This window comes from Microbacterium sp. zg.B48 (assembly GCF_024623505.1).
Taxonomy (GTDB): Bacteria; Actinomycetota; Actinomycetes; order Actinomycetales; family Microbacteriaceae; genus Microbacterium.
Map to the genome: position 1 here is coordinate 74,871 of NZ_JANJFE010000020.1, position 26,842 is coordinate 101,712.

The 26,842-nt window shown below is 69.0% G+C and carries 22 protein-coding genes; 8 read left to right on the plus strand and 14 right to left on the minus strand.

The genetic code is table 11. The features are described 5' to 3' along the window. Positions 1 to 16: 16 nt before the first annotated feature. The 4 genes from NQ152_RS16425 to NQ152_RS16440 are packed head-to-tail and all read right to left on the minus strand — an operon-like array spanning position 17 to position 3,625. Positions 17 to 799, minus strand: coding sequence for an ABC transporter ATP-binding protein (locus tag NQ152_RS16425; RefSeq protein ID WP_257524753.1), 783 nt, complete (start codon positions 797 to 799; stop codon positions 17 to 19). Next, complete coding sequence (locus tag NQ152_RS16430; protein ID WP_257524754.1) at positions 796 to 1,746, minus strand: ABC transporter ATP-binding protein; 951 nt, start codon at positions 1,744 to 1,746, stop codon at positions 796 to 798. The genes NQ152_RS16425 and NQ152_RS16430 overlap by 4 nt, the downstream gene beginning before the upstream one ends. Further along, the gene (locus tag NQ152_RS16435; RefSeq protein ID WP_257503957.1) at positions 1,743 to 2,651 is read right to left on the minus strand and encodes an ABC transporter permease; all 909 of its coding nucleotides are present in this window, start codon (positions 2,649 to 2,651) and stop codon (positions 1,743 to 1,745) included. Before NQ152_RS16435 ends, NQ152_RS16430 begins: the two co-directional genes overlap by 4 nt. Further along, a complete protein-coding gene (locus NQ152_RS16440) occupies positions 2,648 to 3,625 on the minus strand; it encodes an ABC transporter permease (RefSeq protein WP_257524755.1) in 978 nt (325 codons plus the stop codon). The genes NQ152_RS16435 and NQ152_RS16440 overlap by 4 nt, the downstream gene beginning before the upstream one ends. 407 nt (positions 3,626 to 4,032) lie before the next feature. On the opposite strand from NQ152_RS16440, the gene NQ152_RS16445 reads away from it, so the two are divergent. Further along, positions 4,033 to 5,349, plus strand: a complete 1,317-nt coding sequence (locus NQ152_RS16445; protein ID WP_257503959.1) for an NtaA/DmoA family FMN-dependent monooxygenase — start codon at positions 4,033 to 4,035, stop codon at positions 5,347 to 5,349. Between the two features lie 82 nt (positions 5,350 to 5,431). After that, positions 5,432 to 5,869: a MarR family winged helix-turn-helix transcriptional regulator gene (locus NQ152_RS16450; RefSeq protein ID WP_257503960.1), complete on the plus strand. Its 438-nt coding sequence runs from the start codon at positions 5,432 to 5,434 to the stop codon at positions 5,867 to 5,869. A gap of 264 nt (positions 5,870 to 6,133) precedes the next feature. Here NQ152_RS16450 and NQ152_RS16455 read toward each other — a convergent pair whose 3' ends face one another. Both NQ152_RS16455 and aceB read right to left on the minus strand, forming a co-directional pair. Then, positions 6,134 to 7,729: an isocitrate lyase gene (locus NQ152_RS16455; protein WP_257524756.1), complete on the minus strand. Its 1,596-nt coding sequence runs from the start codon at positions 7,727 to 7,729 to the stop codon at positions 6,134 to 6,136. A 55-nt stretch (positions 7,730 to 7,784) separates the two neighbouring features. Continuing rightward, positions 7,785 to 9,464, minus strand: coding sequence for a malate synthase A (gene aceB, locus NQ152_RS16460; RefSeq protein WP_374113613.1), 1,680 nt, complete (start codon positions 9,462 to 9,464; stop codon positions 7,785 to 7,787). Between the two features lie 203 nt (positions 9,465 to 9,667). Between aceB and NQ152_RS16465 the strand changes: the two genes are divergently transcribed. Further along, positions 9,668 to 11,146: a helix-turn-helix transcriptional regulator gene (locus NQ152_RS16465; RefSeq protein ID WP_257524757.1), complete on the plus strand. Its 1,479-nt coding sequence runs from the start codon at positions 9,668 to 9,670 to the stop codon at positions 11,144 to 11,146. Positions 11,147 to 11,369: 223 nt separating this feature from the next. Here NQ152_RS16465 and NQ152_RS16470 read toward each other — a convergent pair whose 3' ends face one another. Genes NQ152_RS16470 through NQ152_RS16485 form a run of 4 tightly spaced genes read right to left on the minus strand, consistent with a single transcriptional unit; the run spans position 11,370 to position 15,958 of the window. Beyond that, the gene (locus NQ152_RS16470; protein ID WP_257524758.1) at positions 11,370 to 11,951 is read right to left on the minus strand and encodes a GNAT family N-acetyltransferase; all 582 of its coding nucleotides are present in this window, start codon (positions 11,949 to 11,951) and stop codon (positions 11,370 to 11,372) included. A gap of 9 nt (positions 11,952 to 11,960) precedes the next feature. Beyond that, the gene (locus NQ152_RS16475; RefSeq protein ID WP_257524759.1) at positions 11,961 to 13,415 is read right to left on the minus strand and encodes an MFS transporter; all 1,455 of its coding nucleotides are present in this window, start codon (positions 13,413 to 13,415) and stop codon (positions 11,961 to 11,963) included. A gap of 21 nt (positions 13,416 to 13,436) precedes the next feature. Further along, complete coding sequence (locus NQ152_RS16480) at positions 13,437 to 15,128, minus strand: phospho-sugar mutase (protein WP_257524760.1); 1,692 nt, start codon at positions 15,126 to 15,128, stop codon at positions 13,437 to 13,439. Beyond that, complete coding sequence (locus tag NQ152_RS16485; protein WP_257502959.1) at positions 15,125 to 15,958, minus strand: purine-nucleoside phosphorylase; 834 nt, start codon at positions 15,956 to 15,958, stop codon at positions 15,125 to 15,127. The genes NQ152_RS16480 and NQ152_RS16485 overlap by 4 nt, the downstream gene beginning before the upstream one ends. A 116-nt stretch (positions 15,959 to 16,074) precedes the next feature. On the opposite strand from NQ152_RS16485, the gene NQ152_RS16490 reads away from it, so the two are divergent. After that, the gene (locus NQ152_RS16490; RefSeq protein WP_257502958.1) at positions 16,075 to 17,523 is read left to right on the plus strand and encodes an NAD(P)H-quinone dehydrogenase; all 1,449 of its coding nucleotides are present in this window, start codon (positions 16,075 to 16,077) and stop codon (positions 17,521 to 17,523) included. Positions 17,524 to 17,555: 32 nt separating this feature from the next. Here NQ152_RS16490 and NQ152_RS16495 read toward each other — a convergent pair whose 3' ends face one another. Together NQ152_RS16495 and NQ152_RS16500 are read right to left on the minus strand one after the other, a co-directional pair. Then, positions 17,556 to 19,325 (minus strand): biotin carboxylase N-terminal domain-containing protein, encoded by a 1,770-nt coding sequence (locus NQ152_RS16495; RefSeq protein WP_257502957.1) that lies wholly within the window; start codon positions 19,323 to 19,325, stop codon positions 17,556 to 17,558. 118 nt (positions 19,326 to 19,443) lie between these two features. Beyond that, entirely contained in the window at positions 19,444 to 20,091 is a 648-nt protein-coding gene (locus NQ152_RS16500; protein ID WP_257524761.1) for a nucleoside triphosphate pyrophosphatase, read from the minus strand. Positions 20,092 to 20,138: 47 nt separating this feature from the next. Between NQ152_RS16500 and NQ152_RS16505 the strand changes: the two genes are divergently transcribed. The 4 genes from NQ152_RS16505 to NQ152_RS16520 are packed head-to-tail and all read left to right on the plus strand — an operon-like array spanning position 20,139 to position 24,503. Further along, entirely contained in the window at positions 20,139 to 21,488 is a 1,350-nt protein-coding gene (locus NQ152_RS16505) for a TRAM domain-containing protein (protein ID WP_257524762.1), read from the plus strand. Positions 21,489 to 21,521: 33 nt separating this feature from the next. Then, the gene (locus tag NQ152_RS16510; protein WP_257502954.1) at positions 21,522 to 22,196 is read left to right on the plus strand and encodes a response regulator transcription factor; all 675 of its coding nucleotides are present in this window, start codon (positions 21,522 to 21,524) and stop codon (positions 22,194 to 22,196) included. Then, the gene (locus NQ152_RS16515) at positions 22,183 to 23,442 is read left to right on the plus strand and encodes an ATP-binding protein (protein WP_257524763.1); all 1,260 of its coding nucleotides are present in this window, start codon (positions 22,183 to 22,185) and stop codon (positions 23,440 to 23,442) included. Before NQ152_RS16510 ends, NQ152_RS16515 begins: the two co-directional genes overlap by 14 nt. Further along, positions 23,439 to 24,503 (plus strand): hypothetical protein, encoded by a 1,065-nt coding sequence (locus NQ152_RS16520; RefSeq protein ID WP_257524764.1) that lies wholly within the window; start codon positions 23,439 to 23,441, stop codon positions 24,501 to 24,503. The genes NQ152_RS16515 and NQ152_RS16520 overlap by 4 nt, the downstream gene beginning before the upstream one ends. 425 nt (positions 24,504 to 24,928) lie before the next feature. On the opposite strand, the gene NQ152_RS16525 is transcribed toward NQ152_RS16520, so the two are convergent. Continuing rightward, complete coding sequence (locus tag NQ152_RS16525; protein WP_257502951.1) at positions 24,929 to 25,171, minus strand: acyl-CoA carboxylase subunit epsilon; 243 nt, start codon at positions 25,169 to 25,171, stop codon at positions 24,929 to 24,931. Then, positions 25,168 to 26,757 carry an acyl-CoA carboxylase subunit beta gene (locus NQ152_RS16530; RefSeq protein WP_257524765.1) on the minus strand — a complete coding sequence of 530 codons (1,590 nt, stop codon included), beginning with the start codon at positions 26,755 to 26,757 and terminating at the stop codon, positions 25,168 to 25,170. Before NQ152_RS16530 ends, NQ152_RS16525 begins: the two co-directional genes overlap by 4 nt. Positions 26,758 to 26,842: the final 85 nt, after the last annotated feature.

Consider the following 26,842-nt stretch of genomic DNA (forward strand, 5'->3'; position numbering starts at 1 on the left):
CCGATCGGATGTCCGGTCAGAGGACGGACTCCAAGACGAGCTCGGAGGCCAGCAGACTCTGGGTGTAAGGGTGTTGCGGGTCGTCGAAGATCTGCCGAGTGGGTCCGGACTCGACGATCTCACCGTCCTTCATCACGTAGACGCGGTCGGCCACCTTCTTGACGACCGGCAGGTCGTGGGTGATGAAGACGTAGCCGACGCCGAGGCGCTCGGTGAGGCCGTTCATCAGTCGGAGGACCCCGGCCTTGACCGACGCGTCGAGGGCGGAGACCGCCTCGTCGGCGACGATGATCTGGGGGTTCAGCACGATCGCGCGGGCGATGAGCACGCGCTGCCGCTGTCCGCCGCTGAGTTCCTGCGGGAAGCGGTGGATGAAGGGCTCCGCGGGGGAGAGGCCCACCAGTTCGAGGGCCTCGAGCACCTTCGCGTGTACCTCGTCGCGGCCGCGAGCGATCGAGTGCAGACGGACGATCTCACCGATCGTGCGTCCGACGGTCTTGCGGGGATTGAGCGATCCGGACGGGTCCTGGAGCACGGCCTGAACCGTCCGGCGGTAGTCCTTGCGCTGTGCGGGGTTCATCTGGTCGACGTTGATCCCGTTGATGGTGATGCTGCCGGACGTCGCCGGGATCAGCCCCAGCAGCATCCGTGCAAGGGTGCTCTTGCCGGATCCGCTCTCGCCGACGATGGCAACGAATTCGCCGCGCTGAGCGGTCAGGTTGGCGTCGACGACGGCGTTTACCGGTGCTCCGCCGCGGCGGGACCGGAACACCTTCGAGGCGTTGGTGACTTCGATCATGAGGGTGCTCCGCTCTGGACGAGTTCGTCGATCTCGCGGCGCATCTCCGGCGGAATCGACCACAGGTCCACGCCTTCGTCGGTGAGGCTGCGGACACTGCGCAGCAGCGCCTGCGTGTACAGGTGCTGCGGGGACTCCAGCACGCGGCGGGTCGGACCCGATTCGACGATCCGGCCGGCGTACATGACATAGATCGTGTCGGTCATGCTGGCCACGACCGCCAGATCGTGGGAGATGAGGATGAGCGAGGTGCCCAGCTTTGCGACCGTCTCGTCGAGCGTGCGCAGCACCTTGCGCTGCACCGTGGCATCCAGCGCCGTCGTCGGCTCATCGGCGAGGATGAGGTCCGGTTGCTTCGCGATCGCGATCGCGATCAGCACACGCTGCCGCTGGCCGCCACTGAGTTCGTGCGGAAAGCGGCGGGCGAGCTCTGCCGCGTCGGCCAGGCCGGCGAGCTGCAGGAACCGGATCGCCTCGGGGTCTCCGGACGCGTCGCGACCGGAGCGGGCGGCCGGATCGACGGCCTCGCGGACCTGTGCACCCACCTTCATGACGGGATTCAGGAACGTCAGCGGATCCTGGAAGATCATGCCCACCGAGCGCGAGCGGATCTGGTCCCACGCGCGAGCGGGTGCGCCGACCATCTCGCGGCCGTCGAAGCGGATCGACCCGGCGACGCGCACACGCGGGTTCGTCGGCAGCAGGCCGGCGATGGCGCGGCCGGTGACGGACTTGCCCGACCCGGACTCGCCGACGACGCCGACGCGCTCGCCGCGATGGACTTCGAGGCTGACCGAGTGCACCGCCCTGATCTCCTTGCGGGGTCCGGTCGGCAGGTGCACCTCGAGATCGGTGACGGTCAGGAAGGCCGACGAATCGGACGCCGGCGGTGCGGCATCCTCTCGTGCCTGTTGCTGGACGTCGAGGTTTCCGATGGCGGCGGTCATTTCACCCTTCCGATCGACGGGTTGAGCGCGTCGTTGAGGGCATCGCCGAGGAGGTTGATGGCCAGGACGACGAGGAAGATGCAGAGGCCGGGGAAGAACGCCAGCCACCATGCCGTGGAGATGTACGGCTGTGCCTGGTTCAGCAGCGCCCCCCAGCTCGGCCGGTTCGCGTCGCCGATGCCGAGGAAGGACAGTCCCGACTCGGCGAGGATCGCGCGGGCAACCGTCATGGTCGTCGCCACCAGCACGGGAGGCATCGCGTTGGGCAGGACGTCGGACCACAGGATGCGCAGGCTCGAGAAGCCCGCGGCGCGCTGGGATTCGACATAGCCCAGTTGGGAGATGCGCATCGCCTCGGCCCGCACGATGCGGGCCACGCCGGGCCACATCGTCAGGGCCAGGATGACCACGATGATGGCGACGTTGGTCCCGAGGATCGCCGCGGCCACCAGGGCGAGAATGATGCCGGGGATCACCTGGAAGAACTCCGAGATCTTCACCAGGATCGTGTCCATGAAACCGCCGTAGAAGCCGGCGATGCCGCCGACGACAAGCGCGAGGGTCAGACACAGGATGGCCACGCTGAAGCCCACCAGCAGCGACACCTGACCGCCCATGAGCACGCGTGCCAAGTAGTCGCGGCCCAGGTTGTCGGTGCCGAGCGGGAACTCGGAGTCGGGTGGGATGAAGGGCGGATTGTTCGTGGCGAACGGGTTCCCGCTGAGCAGGGGGCCGATCAGCGACGCGACGATCATGAGCAACAGGATCGGCATGAAGATCCGCACGATCGGCTTGCGGAAGTACATCCGCAAGACGGAGTCCGGGTTGCGCGGACGCCGGGCCGTGCGTACCGGTGGCGCCGGCGTCGGGTCTGCCGCCGGTCGGGACTGCTGCTGGACGCTCACGATTCGCTCCTGACGGGACGCTTGATCTGACTGCGGAGTCGCGGATCGACGAGGCCGTAGACCACATCGGTCACGATGTTCACGATGAGGATGGTGATGGTCAGCACGATGACGATCCCGAGCACCAGGAAGGTGTCCTGCCGTTCGATCGCGCCGATGAAGAGCAGGCCCATGCCCGGCCACCCGAAGACCTTCTCCACCAGCACCGAGCCCGCGAGGATGTGGGCGAGGCTGAGTCCGGCGACAGTCACCATGGGAAGGAGCGCGTTGGGCAGAGCGTGGCGCCACAGCGCCTGACGTTCACTCAGTCCTTTGGAGCGCGCCGTGTCCATGAAGTCCTGACCCAGCGACTCGATCATCGACGCGCGCATGATGCGGGCCTTGAAGGCCAGTTCAGCGGTGACCATCGTGATCAGCGGCAGGATCATGTACTGGATCTCAATGCCCTCGACGCCGTACGGCGCCTTGCCCTGCACGGGCAGCCACCCGAGGGTGACCGAGAAGACGATGATGAGCATGAGGCCGAGCCAGAAGTTCGGCAGCGAGAAGAGCGCGACCGAGCTGCCCGAGAGCAGGCTGTCGAGCCACCGCTTGCGGGTCTTGGCGGCGATGGCGCCGATGATGACCGCGCCGATCGTCGAGAGGATGAACGACGGGATGGCCAGGGCCAGCGTGTTGCCGATGCGCTCGCCGATCAACTGGGTGACCGGCACCTCGGTGCCGAACGAGACGCCGAGATTTCCGGTGAGCACGTTGCCCATGTAGATGAAGTAGCGCTCCCACAGGGGCTTGTCGAGGCCGAAGGTGGCGTAGATCTGCTGACGCAGCGCCTCCGAGATCGGCACATCGCCGACGAGCGTCTGGATCGGGTCGCCGGGCGCGATCTCCAGCAGGAGGAACAGGATCGTGATGACGACGCCCAGGAGGATGAGCGACGAGAACAGGATCTTGCCGAGATGTTTCAGGAACGCCATCAGCGGTGTGCTCCGTTCGTGAATCGCTGTCGGGGGGGAAAGAGCAGCATCGGTCGATTTCTCCTTCGAAATGCTCCGCGGCTCGACTTCGCGCCGCAGACGTCTGATGCTCGCACCCTGCTGAGGGCTGCCTGGCGATCGCTTCCACAGAGCGGAAACTGTTTCGGCACGCGCGATCCGTGTGTGCGCATGGGGCACTGATTTCGGACCTCAGTTTGTAACGAGGGATAGTTTCATCCTTCGCTTTCACGAGCCGCGAATCAGTCTGCAACGTTCAATGTTCCGCTTTTGCCTGCAAAATGGGCGGTCTGGTCAGCGGCAGTCCGTTGAGTGGTACTCAGGAAAAGGGAACGGATGTTACTGTCTCACCGAGTGTGTGAGCTTCCGCACCACGAAAGGGGTTCACCGTGTCGACACCGCGCGGCCAGATGGTTCTGACCATGTTCATGCTGTCTTCGGGTTTTCAGATGGACAGCTGGCGAGACCCGCGAAGCCGCTCGGAGGAGATCGGCGAGCTGTCGCTGATCGCCGACATGGCCGGCGCCGCGGAACGGGCGAAGATCCACGCGGTGTTCTTCGGCGACGGCGTGGACGTCGGCACGATCCGGGACAACAACATCCGCAACACGGGTCTGTACGAACCGATCTCGTCGATGGGTGCGCTGATCGGTGCCACCCGGAAGATCGGCTTGGTGGGGTCGGTCTCGACGACGTTCTCGGAGCCGTACAACGTGGCCCGTCAGCTCACCGGCCTCGATCGGCTCAGCGGGGGGCGGGTGGGCTGGAACATCGTCACCTCCCTCTTCGGCGGCTACCAGAACTTCGGGCTCTCCGAGATGCCCTCGCCGGAGGCCAGGTACCGGCGGGCCGAGGAGTTCGTGGACGTGACGCTGCGGCTCTGGGACAGCTGGTCGGACGACGCCGTCCTGAATGACCGCGAGTCCGGGCAGTGGGCGGATGTCAGCAGGATCCGCGACATCGACTACGTGGGCGAGCACTTCCGGGTGCAGGGCGCGTTGAACATGCCCCGCTCTCCGCAGGGACACCCAGTGCTCTTCCAGGCCGGGCAGTCGCCGGCCGGCCTGCAGCTGGGCGCCTCGGTCGCGGATGCGATCTACACCGCGCAGCCGGATCTGGAATCCATGCGCACGTTCTCCGACCGAGTACGTGCCCAGGCGGTCACCAGCGGCCGCGATCCGCGCCGCATCAAGATCCTGCCGGGGGTCGTGCCCATCGTGGGCAAGACCACGAGCGAAGCGGAGGAGCTCTCGCAGGAACTGGAGTCGTTCATCGACCTGGTCGCCGGTCGCAGGCGACTGTCATCGGCCGCGGGGATCGCCATCGACGATCTCGACCTGGACGAGCGGATTCCGGACGAGCGGTTCGTCGAAGGCCCGGCGAACAGCTCGCGGTGGCACAGCTACCGGCGGATGGCGCTGGAAGAAGGACTGACCGTCCGTCAGATGATCGTTGCGTTCGCGCGCGCGGGCGGGCACCGGATCCTCATCGGCTCTGCCGAGGACGTGGCGCGGGACATGATCGACTGGTTCGATCGCGGCGTGTGCGACGGGTTCAATCTGGACCCGCCCTCGATCCCCGACGGCATGAATCGGATGCTGGAGCTGCTCGTGCCGCTGCTGCAGGAGAAGGGGTACTTCCAGTCGGAGTACCGGGGCGATACCCTTCGCGAGCGAATGGGATTCGCGCGGCCGGCCGGCCGGTAGCGCGCGCGTGCCGGACGTCCGCAGCGCACCGAGTTTCGGCGGGGGACCAATGGGAGAACAGGCCGCGGAGGAACCCGTGCGGATGACCGCGGAACTGCGACTCGCGGGCGAACTCAACCGGCTCAGCCAGCTGCTGGCCAGGCCCTTCCTGAGGCACTATTCCGAGAAGCACGCGATCTCTCTTGCGGAGTGGCGTGCGCTCGTCCAGATCGTGGACTCACCGGGCATCACCGCGACCGAGATCTGCTCGAGGACCGGACTGACCGCCATGAACGTCAGCCGCGCGGTGCACGTGCTGCGGACCGCGGGCCGGGTGACCGGTGACCGCGACCCGCACGATTCCCGACGCAACCTGCTGACCGCGACCGCGGAGGGACGTACTCTCTTCGACGAGCTCGCCCCGAGCGCGGAGCGGGACATCAGAGCGATCATGAGCGTGCTCAACCGCGACGAACTGGCATTCTTCGAGGCACTGGTGACGCGGGTCGCAGCGCACGCCGACCGGATGCAGGACCCCTAGCCCTCCCGCCCCCCGCACCCCGCCGCCCCGCCGCCCCGCCGCCCCGCAACCCCCGCACTCCGCTCGCCTGTCACGACACGCCGTGGGAGGGCGCAGGTTGCGACAGGCGAGCGGTGCTCGGCTGCGGGCTTTCGCGCGAGCCGCGGAGAACTCCGCTCGCCTGTCACGACGCGCCGCGGGAGGGTGCAGGTTGCGACAGGCGAGCGGTGCTCGGCTGCGGGCTTTCGCGCGAGCGGGGACCGGAGACTCAGCTGAACCGGGGACTCAGTTGAATTGGTTCATCGTGTTGTGCTGACCGCCGGCTTTCAGGGCCGCTTCGCCGGCGAAGTACTCCTTGTGGTTGTCGCCGATGTCGCTGCCGGCCATGTTCTGGTGCTTGACCGTGGCGATACCCTCCCGGATCTCCCGACGCTGAACGCCCTTCACATACGCGAGCATGCCCTCGTCGCCGAAGTAACCCTTGGCCAGGTCGTCGGTGGACAGCGCGGCGGTGTGATAGGTCGGCAGCGTGATCAGGTGATGGAAGATCCCGGCACGGGCCGAGCCGTCCTTCTGGAACGAGCGGATCTTCTCGTCGGCCAGCTGCGCCAGCTCGGTGTCGTCGTAGCCGACGTTCATGAGGTCCGCGCGATCGTACGCTGAGATATCCGCGCCCTGCTCCGCGAGCAGGTCGTAGGCCTGCTGGCGAAAGCTCAGCGTCCAGTTGAACGACGGGCTGTTGTTGTACACGAGCTTCGCGTTCGGGACCTCCTCGCGGATCGCGTCCACCATCGCGGCGATCTGGTCGACGTGCGGCTTCTCGGTCTCGATCCACAGCAGATCGGCACCGTTGCGCAGCGAGGTGATGCAGTCCAGCACGACGCGCTCCTCGCCGGTTCCGGGGCGGAACTGGTAGAGGTTGCTGGCGAGGCGCTTCGGGCGCAGCAGCGTGCCGTCGCGCTTGATGACGACGTCGCCGTTGGCGAGATCCGCGTCCGAGATCTCTTCGGCATCGAGGAAGGAGTTGTACTGATCGCCGAGGTCGCCCGACCCGCTCGAGACGGCGATCTTCTGCGTGAGGCCGGCGCCGAGCGAGTCGGTGCGGGCGACGATGATGCCGTTGTCGATGCCGAGCTCGAGGAACGCGTAGCGGACCGCGGTGAGCTTGGCGATGAAGTCCTCGTGCGGGACGGTGACCTTGCCGTCCTGGTGGCCGCACTGCTTCTCGTCCGACACCTGATTCTCGATCTGGATGGCGCAGGCGCCCGCTTCGATCATCTTCTTGGCGAGAAGGTACGTGGCCTCGGGATTGCCGAAGCCGGCGTCGATGTCGGCGATGATCGGCACCACGTGGGTCTCGTAGCTGTCGATCTGCGACCGGATGAACTCCACGGCGGTCTCGTCACCGGCGCGGCGGGCCTCATCGAGCTGTGTGAAGAGCAGGTCCAGCTCGCGGGCGTCTGCCTGGCGGAGGAAGGTGTAGAGCTCCTCGATCAGGGCGGGCACCGAGGTCTTCTCGTGCATCGACTGGTCAGGAAGGGGCCCGAACTGCGAACGCAGCGCGGCGACCATCCACCCCGACAGATACAGATAGCGCTTGTTCGTGGTCTTGAGGTGCTTCTTGATCGAGATGAGCTTCTGCTGCCCGATGAACCCGTGCCACACTCCGAGGGACTGGGTGTACGCCGAAGAGTCGGCGTCGTACTCGGCCATGTCGCGGCGCATGATGTCCGCCGTGTACTGGGCGATCTCGAGCCCGGTCCGGAAGCGGTTCTGTGTCCGCATCCGGGCGACGGACTCCGGGTCGATGGCGTTCCAGCCGGAGCCGTACTGCTCCTTGAGCGCCGCGACGGCTTCGATGTCGTTGTGGTACTGAGTCATTTCACTTCCTTCGATCGTGTTCGTGGTCGGCTCGGATGAGCCGCCGCGGTGCGGGCTAGTCGGTGTCGACGAGGAACTTCGTGTAGGCCGGGAGCGTCAGGAACGCCGGGAAGTCCTGGCCGAGGGCGACCTCACGGAAGATCTCCGCGGCATCCTCGTACCGGTCACCCGCGCGGCGATCGACCTCGCTGAGCACCTCGGCGATGCATTCCTCGATGTACTCCCGGGTGATCGGCCGGCCCTCGGCAGTGGAGTGGTCCTGGTGGATCCACTGCCACACCTGGGAGCGGGAGATCTCGGCCGTCGCGGCATCCTCCATGAGGTTGTCGATCGCGACCGCGCCCAGACCCCGCAGCCACGCTTCGACGTAGCGGACTGCGACGGACACATTCGCGTGCACCCCCGCGGCGGTCACCGGTCGCCCGATGTGCACATCGAGCAGGTCGGATGCCGTCACCCGCACGTCGTCGCGCTGCCGGTCGATCTGGTTGGGCCGGTCGCCCAGCACCGCGTCGAACTCGGCCATCGCCGTCGGGATCAGGTCGGGGTGGGCCACCCAGGTGCCGTCGAACCCGTCGCCGGCCTCGCGCTTCTTGTCCGCGGCGACCTTCTCGAACGCCTGCCGCGTCACCTCGGGGTCGCGGCGGTTGGGGATGAACGCGCTCATGCCGCCGATGGCGAATGCCCCGCGCTTGTGGCAGGTCTTCACCAGCAGCTCGGTGTAGGCGCGCATGAACGGGACCGTCATCGTGACCTCGCTGCGGTCCGGGAGCACGAAGCGTGCGCCGCGGCCCCGGTAGTTCTTGATGATCGAGAAGATGTAGTCCCATCTGCCCGCGTTCAATCCCGCGCAGTGGTCGCGAAGTTCGAAGAGGATCTCCTCCATCTCGAACGCCGCAGGCAGGGTCTCGATGAGCGCCGTGGCGCGAATGGTGCCGTGCGGGATGCCGATGTACCGCTCGCTGAAGGTGAAGACGTCGTCCCACAGCTTTGCTTCTTCACTCGATTCGAGCTTGGCCAGATAGAAGTACGGCCCGCGCCCGTCCTGGATCAGCTGTCCGGCGTTGTGGAAGAAGTAGAGACCGAAATCCACCAGCGACCCGGATGCCGCCATCGTGCGGCCCGCACGGTCGGTGAACTGCAGGTGCGCCTCGGTGAGGTGCCAGCCGCGCGGACGCATGACGATCGTCGGGGTGCGCTCGGCCGTGACCGCGTACGTCTTGCCGGGTGCCGTTTCAGACGCGGGGCTCGTGAACGACAGCTCGCCGCGGATCGCGTCGCGCAGCGACAGCTGTCCCTCGATGACGTTCCTCCACGTGGGGGAGGTGGCATCCTCCTGGTCAGCCAGCCATACGCGCGCCCCTGAGTTGAGGGCGTTGATCGTCATCTTCGGGTCGGTGGGGCCGGTGATCTCCACGCGCCTGTCCTCCAGGCCGGGACCGGCACCGGCGACGCGCCATCCGGCATCCTCTCGGATGTGCGCCGTGTCATCGCGGAACCGCGGGTCGTGCCCGTTGCCGATCTCGAAGCGGCGGCGCATGCGGTCGGCGAGCCGGTCGTGCCGGCGGGCCGCGAAGCGCTGGTGCAGCTCGGTGAGGAACGTGACGGCCTCGGGTGTGAGGATCTCCGCGTAGCGGGGGGCCAGGCGAGCGATGACCTCGATCGAGGGCTCGGCGGTCTGGGTCGGGATGGCCCCGGTGCGCGTGCGCATCGGGGCGGCGGTTGCAGGTGTCATTGCCCTGTCTTCCTGTGAACGTGTCCGTGGAGCGTGCGGGATGCTGCGGGCGCGGCGTGTGCGTCCGGCTCGGCATCCGGTGATCCCTGTTCGGGACCGAGGGGTGTGGTCGTGGTTCCACTGTGTGTGAAGTTCGCACTGTCACTCGTCGGGTCGGCGTGTGAACATTCCGCAAAGTTCTGCTTTCGTGACAGAATCGGCCCATGACGACGCTGCCGAGCCGGGAACTGCAGGATGAACTGCCCGACGATGAAGAGGTGGACTCCCTGACCATCGGCCGCCGCATCCGGCAGCTGCGCACCGAGCGCGGCATGACCCTCGACGAGCTGGCAGCCGCTGTGCAGCGGGCTCCGAGCCAGCTCTCCATGATCGAGAATGGGCGCCGAGAGCCCAAGCTGACGCTGCTGCGCACCATCGCGCGCGCCCTCGGCGCCACCCTGGACTCGCTCCTGGCCTCCGAGCCGCTGGACGAGCGCTCCACCCTTGAGATCGGACTCGAGCGGGCGATGCGGGGTCAGACCTTCCAGGCGCTCGGGATCGCCCCGTTCCGCGTGGGCAAGACGGTTCCGAACGAGGCGCTCGCCGCCATGCTCGCGCTGCAGGGTGAGATCGAACGGCTGCGCGACGAGCGCGCCGCGACGCCGGAAGAGGCCCGGCGCGCGAACGTCGCTCTGCGCCGCCTCATGCGCACGCAGAACAACCACTTCCCCGAGCTGGAGGTGCAGGCGCGGGAGATCCTCGGTGCGGTCGACCACCCGGGCGGTCCGCTGACGCAGCGGACGGCATCCGATATCGCCGCCCATCTCGGGTTCACCCTGCACTACGTGCCGGACCTGCCGCAGACCACCCGCAGCGTCGCGGACATCAAGAACGGCCGCCTCTACCTGTCCAGTCGGCTCGCGTCCAAGGGGGACCCGCGCACCGCGGTGCTGCAGGCGCTGTCCAGCCGCATCCTCGGCCACCGGGAGCCCACCAGCTACGCGGAGTTCCTGCGGCAGCGGGTGGAGACGAACTACCTGACGGGGGCGCTGCTGGTACCGGAAGCGCACGCGGTGCCGTTCCTGCAGGAGGCGAAGGGCCGCCGCGCGGTGTCGATCGAGGATCTGCGCGATGCGTACTCGGTCTCGTACGAGACGGCCGCGCACCGCTTCACGAATCTTGCGACCGTGCACCTGGGCATCCCGGTGCACTTCCTCAAGGTGCACGAGTCCGGGACGATCACCAAGGCGTACGAGAACGACGGCGTGAACTTCCCCACCGACCGCCTGGGCGCGATCGAGGGACAGCCGTGCTGCCGGCGGTGGACCAGCCGGGTCGTGTTCGACGTGGACGACCACTTCAATCCGTACTACCAGTACACCGACACCGGCAACGGCACCTACTGGTGCACCGCGCGCGTGGAGCTGTCCAGTGAGGGCGCGCATTCGGTCAGCGTCGGCGTCCGCTTCGATGACACGAAGTGGTTCATCGGCCGGGACACCACGAATCGGGGTGTGTCGAAGCACTCGGTGGAGGTCTGCTGCCGGCGGCCCCCCGCCGAGTTGGAGGCGGCGTGGCGCGAGCAGTCCTGGCCGAACGTCCGCACGCCCCGGACGCTGCTGGCGACGCTGCCGACCGGAGCCTTTCCGGGTGTGGACACCACGGACGTGTACGAATTCCTGGAGGCGCACGCGCCGCACTGAGTTCACGCGCGCGATCGGGCTGGTGCTGGCCTGTCGCGTTCTGCCGGCCCGGTCGGCGTGTTGTGACAGCCGAGCGGATGCCGCGGGCTGAGCGGATGCTGCGGGGCGAGCGGATGCCGGGACGGGCGAGCGGATCCGCGGGGCGAGCGGATGCCGCGGGGCGAGCGGATGCCGCGGCAGGCGAGCGGATGCCGCGGGGTGAGCGGATGCCGCGGCGTCCGCCTCAGCGAGCCAGCCGCGACTCCAAGCCCAGCCGGACCGCCGGCCACTCCGTCGGCAGGATCGAGAACACCACGGTGTCGCGGAGGGTGCCTTCCGGACCGATGCGGTGGTTGCGCAGGACACCGTCCTGCTTGGCCCCGAGGCGCGCGATGGCATCGCGGGACTGACGATTGTGCCAGTGCGTGCGCAGCTCCACCGCGATCGCATCGCACTCCTCGAACGCATGCCCCAGCAGCAGCAGCTTGGCGGCGGTGTTGGCGGCCGTCCGCTGGGCGCTGAGCGCGAGCCAGGTGGAGCCGATCTCCACGTGGCGGTGGGGCTGATCGATGTTCAGATAGCTGGTCATCCCCACCACCCGGCCGGTGTCCAGGCGGCGCACCGCCCACGGGTTGTGCGAGCCGTCGTCGCGCAGCGCACGGCGCTCACGGATCTCTGTCTCGATAGCCTCCGGGGTCGGCACGAACGTGTACCAGGCGTGCTCCAGGCCCTTCGCAGCCTCGATGAGATCCTCGGCGTGCTCTGGGGCGAGCGGCTCAAGGCGCACGAACGCGTTCTCGAGGATGATGGGTTCCCGAAGTAGCATGCCTCGAGCCTACGAGGCGTGCTCGTCGTGCATCGCCGCCTCGGCCGCCGCGGCCGCAGCGGCGGGGTCCGAGGTGTGCGAGGCGGCCCGGGCCGCGCTCAGCGCGCGACGTCCCGCGGGCAGCCACACCGCCGCGCCGACCACCACGAAGGTCAGCACACCCGAGGCGATCAGCAGCAGCTCGATCGGCACCACGTCGGCGAGGGGCCCGAACACCACCATGCCCAGCGGCATGGCCAGGGCCATGACGATCCCGAGGAAGCCGAAGACGCGTCCTTGGCGCTCGGGCTCGACGGTCTCCTGAAGCAGGGTGGTGGAGGGAGTGGAGAAGAACGGCACCGAGAGGCCGAGCAGGAACATGAAGCCGAAGAACAGCCACACGTTCGGCGAGAGTCCCATGCCGATCGACAGGACGCCGAACACCAGGGACGCCACCACGATCATGCCGATCCGACTGCGCTTGGCGAACAGCGCCGCCACCACGATGCCGCCCAGCACCATGCCCACACTGAACGCGATCTCCAGAACGGCGAGGTTGACCACGTTCTGCTGCTCTCCGGCGTCGAACGAGCGCACCAGCATCAGCGGGGTGAGGTTGGACGGCGCCACGATGAGCACGAAGATGATCGCGAAGAGCACCAGCACCCACCGGACGAACGCGTGGTGGGCGACGTACCGGACGCCGTCCACGAGATCGGCGAAATAGCCCGTCTTCACATCGCCCGCCCTGCGGACCGCGGAGACGGGGACGAGGGCGAGCAGCCCGATCCCGATGGCTGCAGTGACGACGTCGATGAAGAAGATCGGCACCAGGGAACCCGCCGTCGCGCCATTGGACGCCGATGACCACGCGAAGATGACGCCCGCAGCGGCCGGTGCGAGCAGGGCCATCGCGGACTGGATGGATCCGTTGATCCCGTTCACGCGCATCAGGTGACGGGTGGGCGTGATCTGCGGGATCAGTGCCGAGACCGCGGGCATCTGGATGCCGGCGCCGGCCGATCGGATCGCCATGGTCAGGAAGATCAGCCACACCGCGTCGTACCCGGTCAGCATGATCAGGGCGAGCCCCAGGGTGGTCGCGGCGATCGACGCGTCCGCGACGATGATCAGGAGCTTGCGATTGTGGCGGTCGGCCCAGACCCCGCCGAAGACCGAGACGACGGCTTGCGGGAGGAAGCCGAACAGCGCCGCCAGCATCATGATCACGCCGGACTGGTACGTGATCGTGAGATACCAGAACACCGCGTACTGCACCAGCATCGACCCGAGCAGGCTGATGGTCTGCCCGCTCAGGAACAGCAGGACCCGGCGAAGCCAGTGCGGCGGGTCGGCGGTGGTCACCGGGTGGCCGGGGGCAACCGTGTCCGTGGCGGCTCCTCGCGGGTGCGCGGTGGCCGGAGCGGCCGCCGGTGCCAGGTTCGCGGCATCCGTTGAGCGATCGTCGTCCGTGCGTTCGGTCACCGCTCTGTCATGTCCTCCGGTTCAGCCCACCTCGCCCAAGAGCGTCCGCGCCCCCTCACCGAGGGCCGCCAGGCGCGCACGCGCATCGTCGGCAGAGCCACCGCGGACGTCGAGATAGACCTTGAGTTTAGGCTCGGTTCCGCTGGGCCGGATGATGACGCGCGACCCGTCCGTCGTCCACAGACGCAGCACATCCCCGCGGGGCAGGTCGTCCACGCCGTCCAAGAGGTCCTCGACACGGTCGATCCGGACCCGCCCGATCGATGACGGATGCCGCTCCCGCAGTGCTGCCATGATCCGTGCGATCGCGGACACGTCATCCACGCGGATGGCGACCTGGTCGCTGGCGAAGAACCCGAACGTCGCATCGAACTCCGCGAGGACCCGGGAGAGGCTCTCGCCGCGCCCGCGGGCCTCGGCGACCAGCCCGAGCATGGCAATCGCGGCCGAGATCCCGTCCTTGTCGCGGACGGTCTCGGGGTTCACCAGGTATCCCAGCGCCTCCTCGAACCCGAACACGATGCCCGGCGCCCGCGAGATCCACTTGAAGCCGGTGAGGGTGGTGTGGAAGTCGAGCCCGTAGTGCTCCGCGACGGACTTCAGCCCGGGGGAGGAGACCAGTGAGCAGGCGAGCGACGCCCCGGGCGGCGCGCCGGCCGCCCGCGCCAGTCGGGCTGCCCGCCACCCGAGCAGCAGGCCGATCTGGTTGCCGGTCAGTCGGCGCCAGCCGCCCTGGGCGTGCGGATCCGGGACGGCGACGGCGAGGCGATCCGCGTCCGGGTCGTTGGCGATGACGAGGTCGGCGTTGGACCGGCGCGCTGCGTCGAACGCGAGGTCCATGGCGCCCGGCTCCTCCGGGTTCGGGAACGCCACGGTGGGGAAGGTCCCGTCCGGATCGAGCTGGCGTGTCACCGGCACCGGCTCGGGGTATCCGGCCGCCTTCAGTACGCGCGAGAGCGTGTCCCATCCCACGCCGTGCATCGCGGTGTACACCCAGCTGAGCCCGGCAGCGCCCGCAGGCGCGGGGGCGACGGCGGCGGTGGCGGCGACATACGCGTCCACCACCGACTCGGCGGCCGTCTCGTACCCCAACGAGCGGGGCAGCGCGCCGACATCTCCGGCGTCTGCGATCCGCTGGATGTGCGCGGCGATCTCGATGTCGGCGGGCGAGACGATCTGCGCTCCGGCGTCCGCGCCGCCCAGGTAGACCTTGTAGCCGTTGTCGTTCGGCGGGTTGTGGCTGGCGGTGACCATGACCCCGGCATCCGCCCCGAGGTGACGCACCGCGAATGCGAGGACCGGCGTGGGCAGCATCCGCGGCAGGAGAATGGCGCGCAGCCCTGCACCGGCGAACAGCTCGGCGGAGTCCTGTGCGAACACGTCCGAGTTGCGGCGACCGTCGTAGCCGATCACGACGGACGGGCGGCGCCCGCCCGCGGAGCGCTCGAGGAGGAAAGCGGCCAGTCCGGCCGCTGCCTGGGCGACCAGCACGCGATTCATGCGGTTGCTGCCGGCGCCCAGTTCCCCCCGCAGCCCGGCGGTGCCGAAGGCCAGGCGCCCCGCGAAGCGGTCGGCGAGCTCCGCGGCGGCAGCGGCATCACCGCGGTCGGTCTGCTCGATCAGCCCCTCCAGTTCGGTGCGCGTCGTGCCATCCGGGTCCTGGGCGAGCCAGGCGCGCGCGGCATCCAGGACGGCCTTCCCGCCCGCGCTCACATCGCCCCGATGACGCGCGCCAGCAGTGACGAGATTGCGGGGCCTGCCAGCCGGCCGGCCTCCATGACCTCCTGGTGGCTGAGCGGCGTGGTCTGGATGCCGGCGGCCATGTTCGTGATGAGCGAGAAGCCCAGCACCTCCATGCCCGCCTGCCGGGCGGCGATGGCCTCCAATGCGGTGGACATTCCGACGATGTGGCCCCCGATCGCCTTGGCCATCCTCACCTCGGCGGGCGTCTCGTACTGCGGCCCGGTGAACTGGCAGTACACGCCCTCGTCCAGGGAGGGGTCGATCGTGTGCGCGAGATCACGCAGACGCATCGAGTACAGGTCGGTCAGGTCGATGAACGTTGCGCCCTCGAGCGGGGTCGCACCGGTGAGGTTGATGTGGTCGCTGATCAGCACCGGCGTGCCGGGTTTCCAGGTGTGGCGGATGCCGCCGGCGCCGTTGGTGAGCACCATGGTGCGCGCCCCGGTGCCGGCCGCGGTGCGGACGCTGTGGACGACACGACGCGGGTTGCGACCCTCGTAGAAATGCGTGCGGGCTCCGATGATCAGCACGTGCCGTCCGCGTGGGGTCAGCACACTGCGCAGCGTCCCGACGTGACCTTCCAGCGCGGGGCTGCTGAACCCGACGACCTCAGTGCACGCAAGCGTGGCGACCGTCTCACCGATCAGTTCGGCAGCCTGACCCCATCCGCTGCCCAGGGTGAGGGCGATGTCGTGCCGCGGAACGCCGGTGAGGCGCGCGATCTGGTCCGCCGCCTCCGCCGCGATCTCGAACGGGTCCGCTGAGGGGTCATCCAGCGGGTTTGCGAAGGTCTGAGGCATGCACCCCACTCTAGGAAGGCCCGGGCCCGGGAGCCAGACCGCGCGACCGTGAGCTACCCAGCTGATGGCCAGCCCGGCGTTGCATGAGCGCGCCTCCGGCCTGGGAAGATGAGTACATGTCTTTGAGCTTCGAGCGCACCCAGAGTGTCGCGATCATCGGTGGCGGCCCCGGCGGATACGAGGCGGCGCTGGGAGCCGCCCAGCTCGGTGCGGAAGTGACCGTGATCGAGCGCGCCGGGATCGGCGGCTCGGCCGTGATCACCGACGTCGTGCCGTCCAAGACCCTGATCGCGACCGCGGACGCGGCGGTGGCCATCTCGCAGGCCGGCGATCTGGGCGTGCAGCTGTTCGCCCGCGGCGGCGAGGGCAGGCCGCTCAAGCCGGAGATCGCCATCAACCTCGTCGCGGTCAACAAACGACTGCTCTCGCTGGCGCGCCAGCAGTCCGACGACATGCGGGCGTCCCTGGTCGAGGCCGGGGTCCGCCTGATCTCGGGGTTCGGCCGCCTCGACAGCGACAACGCCGTCGTGGTCTCGACCGGGCCGAACGGCACCGACTTCGACCGGGTCGAAGCGGACACGCTGATCGTCTCGGTCGGTGCGTCCCCGCGCGAGCTGCCGAGTGCGAAACCGGACGGGCAGCGCATCCTGACGTGGACGCAGCTGTATGACATGACCTCCCTGCCCGAGCACCTCATCGTCGTCGGCTCCGGCGTCACCGGCGCCGAGTTCGCGTCGGCATACATGAACCTCGGCTCGAAGGTCACGCTGATCTCCAGCCGCGACCAGGTCCTCCCGGGGGAGGACCGGGATGCCGCCATGGTGCTCGAGAAGGTCTTCAAGCGCGGCGGCATGACGGTGCTGTCCAAGTCCCGGGCCGACAACGTCGTCCGCGACGGCGACGGCGTTCTGGTCACCCTCTCGGATGGGCGCACGGTCGAGGGCAGTCACTGCCTGATGGCCGTCGGGTCGATCCCGAACACGGCCGGTATCGGTCTGGAGGCCGCCGGGGTGCAGATGACCGAGTCCGGCCACATCCAGGTCAATCGGGTCGCGCGAACCTCGGTGCCGAACATCTACGCGGCCGGAGACTGCACCACCTTCGTGCCGCTGGCCTCGGTGGCCTCGATGCAGGGCCGCACCGCCGTCTTCCACGCCCTCGGCGATGTCGTCATCCCGCTCGAGCGTCGCCGGATCACGTCCAACATCTTCACCGCGCCGGAGATCGCGACGATCGGCTGGTCGGAGCAGGACATCATCGACGGACTCATCGACGGCGTCGTGCACAAGCTGCCGCTGGCGGCCAACCCGCGGGCGAAGATGATGGGCACCAAGGACGGCTTCGTCAAGCTCATCGCACGGCAGGGCAGCGGCACCGTCATCGGCGGCGTGATCGTCGGTCCGCGCGCATCGGACCTCATCTACCCGATCGCGATCGCCGTGGACCGCCGGCTCACCGTCGACCAGCTCTCCCGTGTGTTCGCGGCGTATCCGTCGCTGAGCGGCAGCATCACGGACGCCGCGCGCGCGATGCACATCGTCGATCGCGCGAACGACGACGGCTGAGGCCCCGCGAGCGGGACTGGACGGCGCGAGTCCTAGGAGATCGTCAGCAGCTGATGACCGGCGGAGACGGTCGTGCCGGCGGTGGCGTTGATCGCGCCGACGACGCCGTCCTTGTGCGCCTGGATCGGCTGTTCCATCTTCATCGCCTCGAGCACGACGACCAGATCGCCCTGGACGACCGACTGCCCGTCCTGGACGGCGACCTTCACGATCGTCGATTGCATCGGGGCCTTGACGGCATCGCCGGACGCGCCGGCAACGACGGTCGGCGCGTGCGAGCGCCGCGACGGCGGTACAGCGGCGGGTCGGCCGACCGCCCCGGGGGCGGTGACGATCCGATCCGGAAGGCTGACCTCGAGGCGCTTGCCGCTGACCTCGACCACGACCGTGTGCCGCGCCTCGGCGGGCTTGGGCGCGGCCTCGAGCTCGCCGTCCCACGGCGGGATGTCGTTGACGAACTCCGTTTCGATCCAGCGGGTGAAGACGCCGAAGACGCCGTCCTCGGCCGTGAAGGCGGGGTCGCGGACGACCTTGCGGTGGAACGGCAGCACGGTGGGCAGGCCGGTGACCTCGAACTCGTCCAGCGCCCGGCGTGCGCGTTCCAGCGCCTCGGCGCGGTCGCGGCCGGTGACGATGATCTTGCCGAGCAGCGAGTCGAAGGCGCCGCCGACCGAATCGCCCGCGGTGACGCCGGAATCCAGACGGATGCCGGGACCGCCGAACGTCTTGAAAATGTGGATGGGGCCGGGCTGGGGGAGGAACCCGCGACCCGGGTCTTCGCCGTTGACCCGGAACTCGATCGAGTGACCGACCGGCACCGGGTCGCCGTAATCCAGCGTGCCGCCCTCGGCGATGCGGAACTGCTCGCGCACGAGATCGATGCCGGTGACCTCTTCCGAGACCGGATGCTCGACTTGGAGGCGGGTGTTGACCTCCAGGAAGGAGATCGTGCCGTCCGCGCCGATCAGGAACTCGCACGTCCCGGCCCCGACGTACCCGACTTCGCGCAGGATCGCCTTCGAGGAGTCGTAGAGGATCGCGTTCTGCTCGTCGGTGAGGAACGGGGCGGGGGCCTCTTCGACGAGCTTCTGATGCCGCCGCTGCAGCGAGCAGTCGCGGGTGGAGATCACCACGACGTTGCCGGCGGCATCCGCCAGGCATTGCGTCTCGACGTGCCGGGGCTTGTCGAGGTATTTCTCCACGAAGCATTCGCCGCGACCGAAGGCGCTGATCGCCTCACGGGTCGCGGACTCGAACATCTCGGCGATCTCGTCGTATTCGCGCGCCACCTTGAGCCCACGGCCGCCGCCGCCGTACGCGGCCTTGATCGCGATGGGGAGCCCGAACTCCTCGGCGAACGCGATCACCTCGGCGGCTCCGCCGACCGGCCCGGGGGTGCCCGGTACCAGTGGGGCGCCGACCCTTTCGGCCACGTGCCGTGCGGTGACCTTGTCACCGAGCGCTTCGATGGCCTCGGGCGTCGGGCCGATCCACACCAGCCCCGCTCCGATCACGGCGCGCGCGAAGGCGGCGTTCTCGGCGAGGAATCCGTAGCCCGGGTGGACGGCGTCGGCACCGGACCGTCGCGCGATGGAGAGGATCTTCTCGATCGACAGGTAGGTCTCGGCGCTGGTCGAGCCCTGCAGGGCGTACGACTCGTCCGCGAGCCGCGCGTGCAGCGCGTCCCGGTCCTGGTCGGCGTAGACCGCGACGGATGATTTTCCGGCATCTCGCGCCGCGCGGATGACGCGGACTGCGATCTCGCCGCGGTTGGCAACGAGAACCTTGGCGATCTGAGGCATGGAGGCCAGCCTACCGAGGCACCCAGGCCTGCTTTTGAGCGCTTCGCACAAGAAAGCGGCGGAAACGTGTGGGGGAGTCTACGAGCCCGTCCGAGAGGTTATGTGCGGTTCCTCGCAATCAGGCGCGGTTCCACAGATCCGGCCAGGCGACCCCGAGCGTTCCGGCGAGGCGCCGCACGGTGGACAGGGACATGCCGACCACGGTCGACGGGTCCCCGACCACCCGGTCGATGAACGGGCCGCCGAGGCTGTCGATCGTGAACGCCCCCGCGACCTGCAGGGGCTCACCCGAGGCGACGTACGCGGCGATCTCGGCGTCGGTCACATCGGCGGCGAAGGTGACGGATGCTTCGGCCACCGCCTCCGCCTCTCGCAGCTCCGCGCCGGGATGCACCCGGATGACACTGTGCCCGGAGTGCAGCACGCCGGTCCGTCCTCGCATCGCACGCCACCGTCGTGTGGCCACTTCGGCCGTATACGGCTTGCCGAGGATTTCGCCGTCGATCTCGAACATCGAGTCGCCGCCGATCACGATCCCGTCGAAGTCGGCCTGCTCGGCGCGGACGCGCGACGCGACATCCGCCGCCTTCCGTCGTGCCAGGACCAGCACGTGCTCGTCGGCCGGCAGCAGCCGACCCTCGGCGGCCTGGACCTCCGCGATGACGGCATCCTCGTCCACGTCCGGCGCCATCGTGCGCGGCTCGATCCCGGCCTGTCTCAGCAGCATCAGGCGGGCGGGCGACGTCGAGGCGAGGAAGACCTGCATGCGTTCACGGTAGCCGCGTCGCGCGTCTGCTGTGGAATGCTCGAGACGTGGATGCCGGAGACGAACTCGACCTCGATGTGACCAGTGTCGCCCACGGCGGGGTGTTCGTCGGGCGGTACGGAGACGATTCGACCGCGGCGGACCGCGGCGCCGAGGAGACCCGCGGCGCGGCGCGCGGCGGACGCGTGATCTTCGTTCCCGACGCGATCCCGGGGGAGCGCGTGCGCGTGCGCCTGACCGACGTCGGGAAGAAGTCGTTCTGGCGCGGCGATGTGATCGATGTGCTGGAGCCCTCGCCCCACCGGCAGCCGCATGTCTGGCGCCAGGCCGATGTCTCGGTGCCGCCGCACCTGCGCCCCGGGGGCGCGGACTTCGGGCACATCGAGCTGGCCCACCAGCGAGCGCTCAAGCGGGAGGTGCTGACCGACGCCCTGCAGCGCTTCGGCGGCGTGGAGTGGGACGTGGACGTGGCGGGCCCCGTCGGGGTGACCGACGCGGAGGGGCGGATCGTCGAGGCTGAAACGGCGGACGGCACGCGGTGGCGCACGCGAGTGAGTCTTCACGTCGACGCCGACGGCCACGTCGGCCCCTACGCCGCGCGCAGCCACACGGTCGTGCCCGTCGAGGACTTCCCGCTCGCAACCGCGGCCGTCGAGCGCGCCGCGCTGCAGCAAACGCACGGTCGACCCGGCCGCATCGATCTGGTCCAGCCTGCCGACGGGCGCGTCCGGGTGCTGCCGCGTCCCGACTCGGCCCGCACCGCCCCTGGCCAGGCGCGTGAGGTCGTCACCGAGCTGGTCGGCACGCGGGAGTTCCGGGTCGACGCCGGCGGCTTCTGGCAGGTGCACCGGCTGGCCGCGGCAACGCTGGATTCCGCCGTGCGATCCGCGGTTCGCGCGGCCGGTCCGCGTGGCGCGGAGGATGCCGTCCTGGACGCCGAGGCCTGGCACCTCGACCTTTACGGCGGCGTCGGACTCTTCGCCGCCGCACTCGCCGAGCTCGGCGGAGGCCGGGTCACGTCTGTGGAATCCGACCCGCGCGCCACCGAGCACGCCAGCGAGAACCTCGCCGAATGGGTCGGCGCACGTGCCGAGACGGCGCGAGTGGACCGGTTCCTCGCGCGGCTGGGGGCCGAAGCCTCCGACCGGGACCGCGACCGGCTCAGCCGCGGCGTCACCGTGCTGGATCCCCCCCGCTCCGGTGCCGGACGCGGGATCGTCGAACGGATCGCCGCGCTGCGGCCCGCAGCGGTCGTGTACGTGGCATGCGACCCGGTCGCCCTGGCCCGCGACGTGGCGACGTTCCGCGCCGAGGGCTACTCGCTGAGTCGGATCGCGGCGTACGACATCTTCCCCAACTCGCACCACGTCGAGGCGGTCGCGACCTTCGTACGGTGAGGATCAGGGGAGCCCGCCACTAGGCTGGACGGCATGACGCGAGTGGCCCTGATCGACGACCACGAGTCCGTGCGACTCGGGCTCGAGGCCGCCTGCGCACGAGCGCACAAAGAAGTCGTGTTCTCGGGCAGCAACGTCAACGAATACCTGAGCTGGCGCGCGTTCAGCCGTGCGCAGCCGGCCGATGTCGTCGTCCTGGACCTGACGCTCGGTGACGGCACCACCGTCACGGAGAATGTCCGCCGACTCGTCTCGGACGGGTCGAGCGTGATCATCCACAGCGTCGCCGATCGGCCGGCGGCGGTGCGCGAGGCGCTCGCCGCAGGCGCAGCCGGAGTCGTCAGCAAGGGCTCCCCGATCGACGACGTGATGGCCGCGATCCGGACGGTCGCCCAGGGCGAACCGCTCAACAACGTCGAGTGGGCCAGCGCGGTGGAAGGCGACCGCGCATTCGCCGATGCGCAGCTGTCTGCGCGTGAGCGCGACGTGCTGCGCCTGTACGCGGCCGGACTGCCGTTGAAGGTGGTCGCGGACCGTCTCGGTGTGGCGTATTCCACGGCCAAGGAGAACATCACGCGCGTTCGCGTGAAATACGTCGAGGTCGGCAGGCCGGCCCCGACCAAGGTCGACCTGCTGCGCCGCGCGATGGAGGACGGAATCCTTGCCGAACCGACTGACCGCGAAGGCGCCGGTGGTGTCGGAGCCTGAAAGCGCCCGCGCCGTCCTCGCCGACGCGTGGGGACACATTCCGCAGACACGTGAGACGACGGCCGGCCTCGGCTCGTTCACGCGGCTGCGGATCGAGCGCATCATCTCGATCGTCGTCGGTCTGGGCAGTCTCGTCCTGGGCACGCAGGCGTTCCTGGCTGCACTGGGACCCTCGTTCCAGGAGAAGCCGGAGTGGCATCTGCCGCTCGTGCTGATGACCTTCGTGCCGCTCGCCGGCATGATCGTGGCCTGTCTGATCGGCCGCGGGGTCCGCATCGCGGCCGGCATCTACGCCGTCATCTATCCCGTCGCCCTTCTGCTCTGGCCGCTGGCGACCACGGGCGGAGCAGCCGATCACGTGGCGCAGCCGTGGATCTGGTATCTCGTCAACGTCGCAACAGTGGCCAGCGTGCTCGCCTTCGCGCTGCCTCTGCAGATCGTGTGGACCGTCGGCCTGCCGATCCTCTTCGGAATCGTGAGATTGATCCAGGGCGACTTCGCGCAGCTGTACTGGTTCTCGGTCGCCCTCGATGTGTCGTTCGCGCTGATCCTGGGTGCGATGCTGCTCACCCTCGGGTGGGTCTTCCGCTCCGTTGCTGCGAACGTGGACGAGACCCGGGCACGCGCCGTCCAGTCGTATGCGCAGGCCGCGGCGGCGGATGCCGCAGAGCAGGAGCGCGTCGCGGTGGCCGCGCTCATGCACGACAGCGTGCTGGCGGCGTTGATCGCCGCAGAGCGTGCGCACACGCCGCGACAGCAGACTCTGGCGGTGGCGATGGCGCGGGAGGCGCTCACCCGTCTGGCGAACACCGAGCAGGACTCCGAGGAGGGCAGCGACGAGCCACGGGATGCCGCGAGCATCGCTGATGACATCGAACGCGCCGCTCTGGAACTGGGTGTCTCGGTGCGGGCGGAACGGCTGATCACCGAACATGCCCCTGCCATGCCCGGTCGGGCTGCTCGTGCCCTCGTCCTGGCCGCCACCCAGGCGGTCGCGAACGCCGCCCAGCACGCCGCCGGCTCCGGACTGGCGGTCAGTGTGGAGGGTGATGACGACCCCTCACGGGTGGTCATCACGGTGCGGGACACCGGCGCGGGATTCGATCTGGAGCGCGTGCCCCACGATCGTCTCGGCATCCGTGCCTCGATCTTCGCGCGGGTCGCCGCGGTCGGCGGAACCAGCACGATCGACTCCGACGCGAACGGCACCACCGTGCGCCTGGAATGGCGTGAGGCGTCTTCATGATCAGCGTGCGGCGCATCATCGTGGTGATCGGGATGGCCTTCACCGCCTACCTCGCGGCGCGGGGCCTGTGGTGGACGGAGCCGGTGCCGCAGCCGCTGCTCCTGTTCGCCGCCCTCAGCCTGTATCTGGTGACGACATGGCTGTGCATCCTGTGGGAGCCGCGGCGGGTCAGCGAGGTCGGACTGGGCGGCGTGGTGACCGAGGGCCCCCCGGCGCCCGGTGCACGGACACGACTGCCCACCTGGTCGGCTGCGCTCGCTCTGGCCTGCGCCGTCCTCGTGCCCACAGCCATCGCCGTGGCGGTCGGGCCGGAGTCCCGGACCGAACCGTTCGCCACCTGGTATCTGGGCGGCATCGGGGCGCTGATGACGATCGTCATGGTGCGTCGTCGCGCGTGGGTCGCGTGGACGGGCATCGCCGCCCTCGCCCTCGCGTCGATGATCTGGATGGGACCGCTCAACGCGCTCGCGCTGGGCCTGGTCGGCTCGATCGTCTGGGTCGCAGCCACGCAGCTGATGCTGCGGTCGATGGATCGTGCCGCGCGCGACACCGCACAGCTGGCACAGCTGCAGCGCGCGGCGTCGGCATGGCAGGCATCGCAGACCGGCAGGCAGCGGGAGCGGAGGCTGCAGGTGCAGCGCGCGCTCACCGTGGCCGGACCCATTCTGACCCGCACGGTGGCTTCGGGAGGCGTACTCACCGAGACGGAGCGCACCGAGGCGCGCCTGGCCGAGGGGCGTCTGCGCGATGAGATCCGCGGACCCCGATTGCTGGATGACGCGGTGCATGCCGAACTGGAGCGCGCCCGGCGGCGCGGGACCAACGTCACCGTGCTGGACGAGGGCGGCCTGGAAGGGCTGGACGAAGCGTCGCTGGCGATCATCCGCGCTCAGCTAGCCGAGACGCTGCGCACCGCCCGTTCGGATCGGCTCTACATCCGCACGTCGCCGCACGAGCGTGTCGCGGTGACCGTGGTCGGCCGTTCCGCCGCAGGCGAGGGCATGTCCGACGAGGACGCCGTGGACCTGTGGCGGGAGATCGATCACCCGACCGTGGCCTGAAGCCGACGCCTGCGGCGGACCGTGGCCTGAGCGCCCGCCTGAACGGGACCGTGGGCCGAGGCGCCGCCCGACCGGGACCGCCGCCTGACCGGGACCGCGGCCTGAGGCGCCGCCTGACCGGGACCGTGGCCCGAGGCGGGGGCCCGAGGGTTCCCGCTCCCCGTCCCGGCGGGGGAGGGGAGCCGGGGCGGGGAGCGAAGAAGGAAGGGGTGGGGGGTGGCGAAGCCGCCAACCCCCCACCGGGCGGACAGTTACCCGAAAACCGTCCGCATGGCCGACCCTGGAGCTCCCACATAGGTGGAAAGCGGGTCGACCGAACGCAAGATGCGTTCCAGCTCCTCCAGTATCGGCTGGTGCCCGCACCGGCGTCTGTAGGTATTTCGGGGGACAGCCCGTTCCGGGCGACGCCCGCAGGCGGGATGGGCCTAGTGCCCGCTCCAGCGAGCCCAGCCGAGATCGCGGTGCAACGGCGCACGCAGTGAGCGCTGCGAGAGCGACCACGCCGTTCTGCCCGGGATCTCCTGGACCGTCGCGCCGGCCGACTCCTCGCGGTACGCCTCGGTGACGACGGCGATCAGGCCGGCCAGCTCATCGCCGGTCGGCGTGCCGCGCAGCACGTCCACGCGCATGCGGTCGGCGGACTCCGAGGGATCGACGGTGCCGGTCACAGCGGGATGTTCCCGTGCTTCTTGGGGGGCAGGCTGGCGCGCTTGCCGCGCAGCGATCGCAATGCCTTGGCGATGGCGACGCGGGTCTGTGCCGGCTCGATGATCCCGTCCAGCTCGCCGCGCTCGGCGGCCAGGAACGGGGATGCCACGTTGTACGTGTACTCGTTCGCGAGCCGGGTGCGCACCGCAGCGACATCTTCGCCGGCCGCCTCCGCCCGCTTGATCTCGCCGCGGTAGAGGATGTTCACCGCGCCCTGTCCGCCCATGACGGCGATCTCGGCGGTCGGCCAGGCGAGGTTGACGTCGGCGCCGAGCTGCTTGGAGCCCATGACGATGTACGCGCCCCCGTAGGCCTTGCGCAGGATGACCGTCACCAGCGGCACGGTTGCCTCGGCGTACGCGTAGAGGAGCTTGGCGCCGCGCCGGATGACACCGGTCCACTCCTGGTCGGTGCCGGGCAGGTAGCCGGGCACGTCGACCAGGGTCAGGATCGGCACCGAGAACGCGTCGCAGAAGCGCACGAAGCGGCTGGCCTTCTCGCCGGCCTCGATGTTCAGCGTGCCGGCCATCTGCGAGGGCTGATTCGCGATGATCCCGACCGTGCGGCCTTCGACCCGCCCGAAGCCGATCACGATGTTCGGCGCGAACAGCGGCTGCACCTCCAGGAAATCGCCCCCGTCGACGACGTGCGCGATGACCTGGTGGATGTCGTAGGGCTGATTCGCCGAGTCGGGGATGACCGTGTTCAGAAAGCGATCGGCATCCGTGGTCTCGAACTCGAACTCGCTCTCGTAGACGGGCAGCTCGGACATGTTGTTGTCCGGCAGGAAGCCGAGCAGCGTGCGCGCGTAGTCGATCGCGTCGTCCTCGTCCTCGGCCAGGTAGTGCGCCACACCGGAACGCGTGTTGTGCGTGTACGCGCCGCCCAGCTCCTCCATGCCCACGTCCTCGCCGGTCACGGTCTTGATGACGTCGGGGCCGGTGACGAACATCTGGCTGGTCTTGTCGACCATGATCACGAAGTCGGTCAGCGCCGGGGAGTACACCGCGCCGCCGGCGGCGGGACCCATGATCAGGGAGATCTGCGGGATCACACCCGAGGCCCGCGTGTTCAGACGGAAGATCTCGCCGTATTTGCCGAGCGCCACGACGCCCTCCTGGATGCGCGCCCCGCCCGAGTCCAGGATGCCGATGCACGGCATCCCGCCGCGCAGCGCGTACTCCATGATCTTGACGATCTTCTCTCCCGCCACCTCCCCCAGCGACCCGCCGAAGGTGGAGAAGTCCTGGGCGTACACCGCGACGGTGCGGCCATGGATCGTGCCGACACCGGTGACGACCGAGTCGCCGTACGGCCGGGACTTCTCCATGCCGAAGGCGATGGTGCGGTGCCGCACGTACTCGTCGAACTCGACGAAGCTGCCGGTGTCGACGAGCATCTCGATCCGCTGCCGCGCGGTGAGCTTGCCCTTCGCGTGCTGCTTCTCCTGCGCGGTCCGCTCCGCATCGACGACGGCCTCCTGGAACCTCGCGCGGAGGTCCGCGATCTTGCCGGCGGTCGTGAAAAGGTCGGGCTGATCGGTCACGGGTTCAACCCTATCGGCGGGTTTCGCGGGAGGGTTGGAGGCTTCACACAAGGGCCTGTGGCATCCGCTGTGGGATGCGACGGAT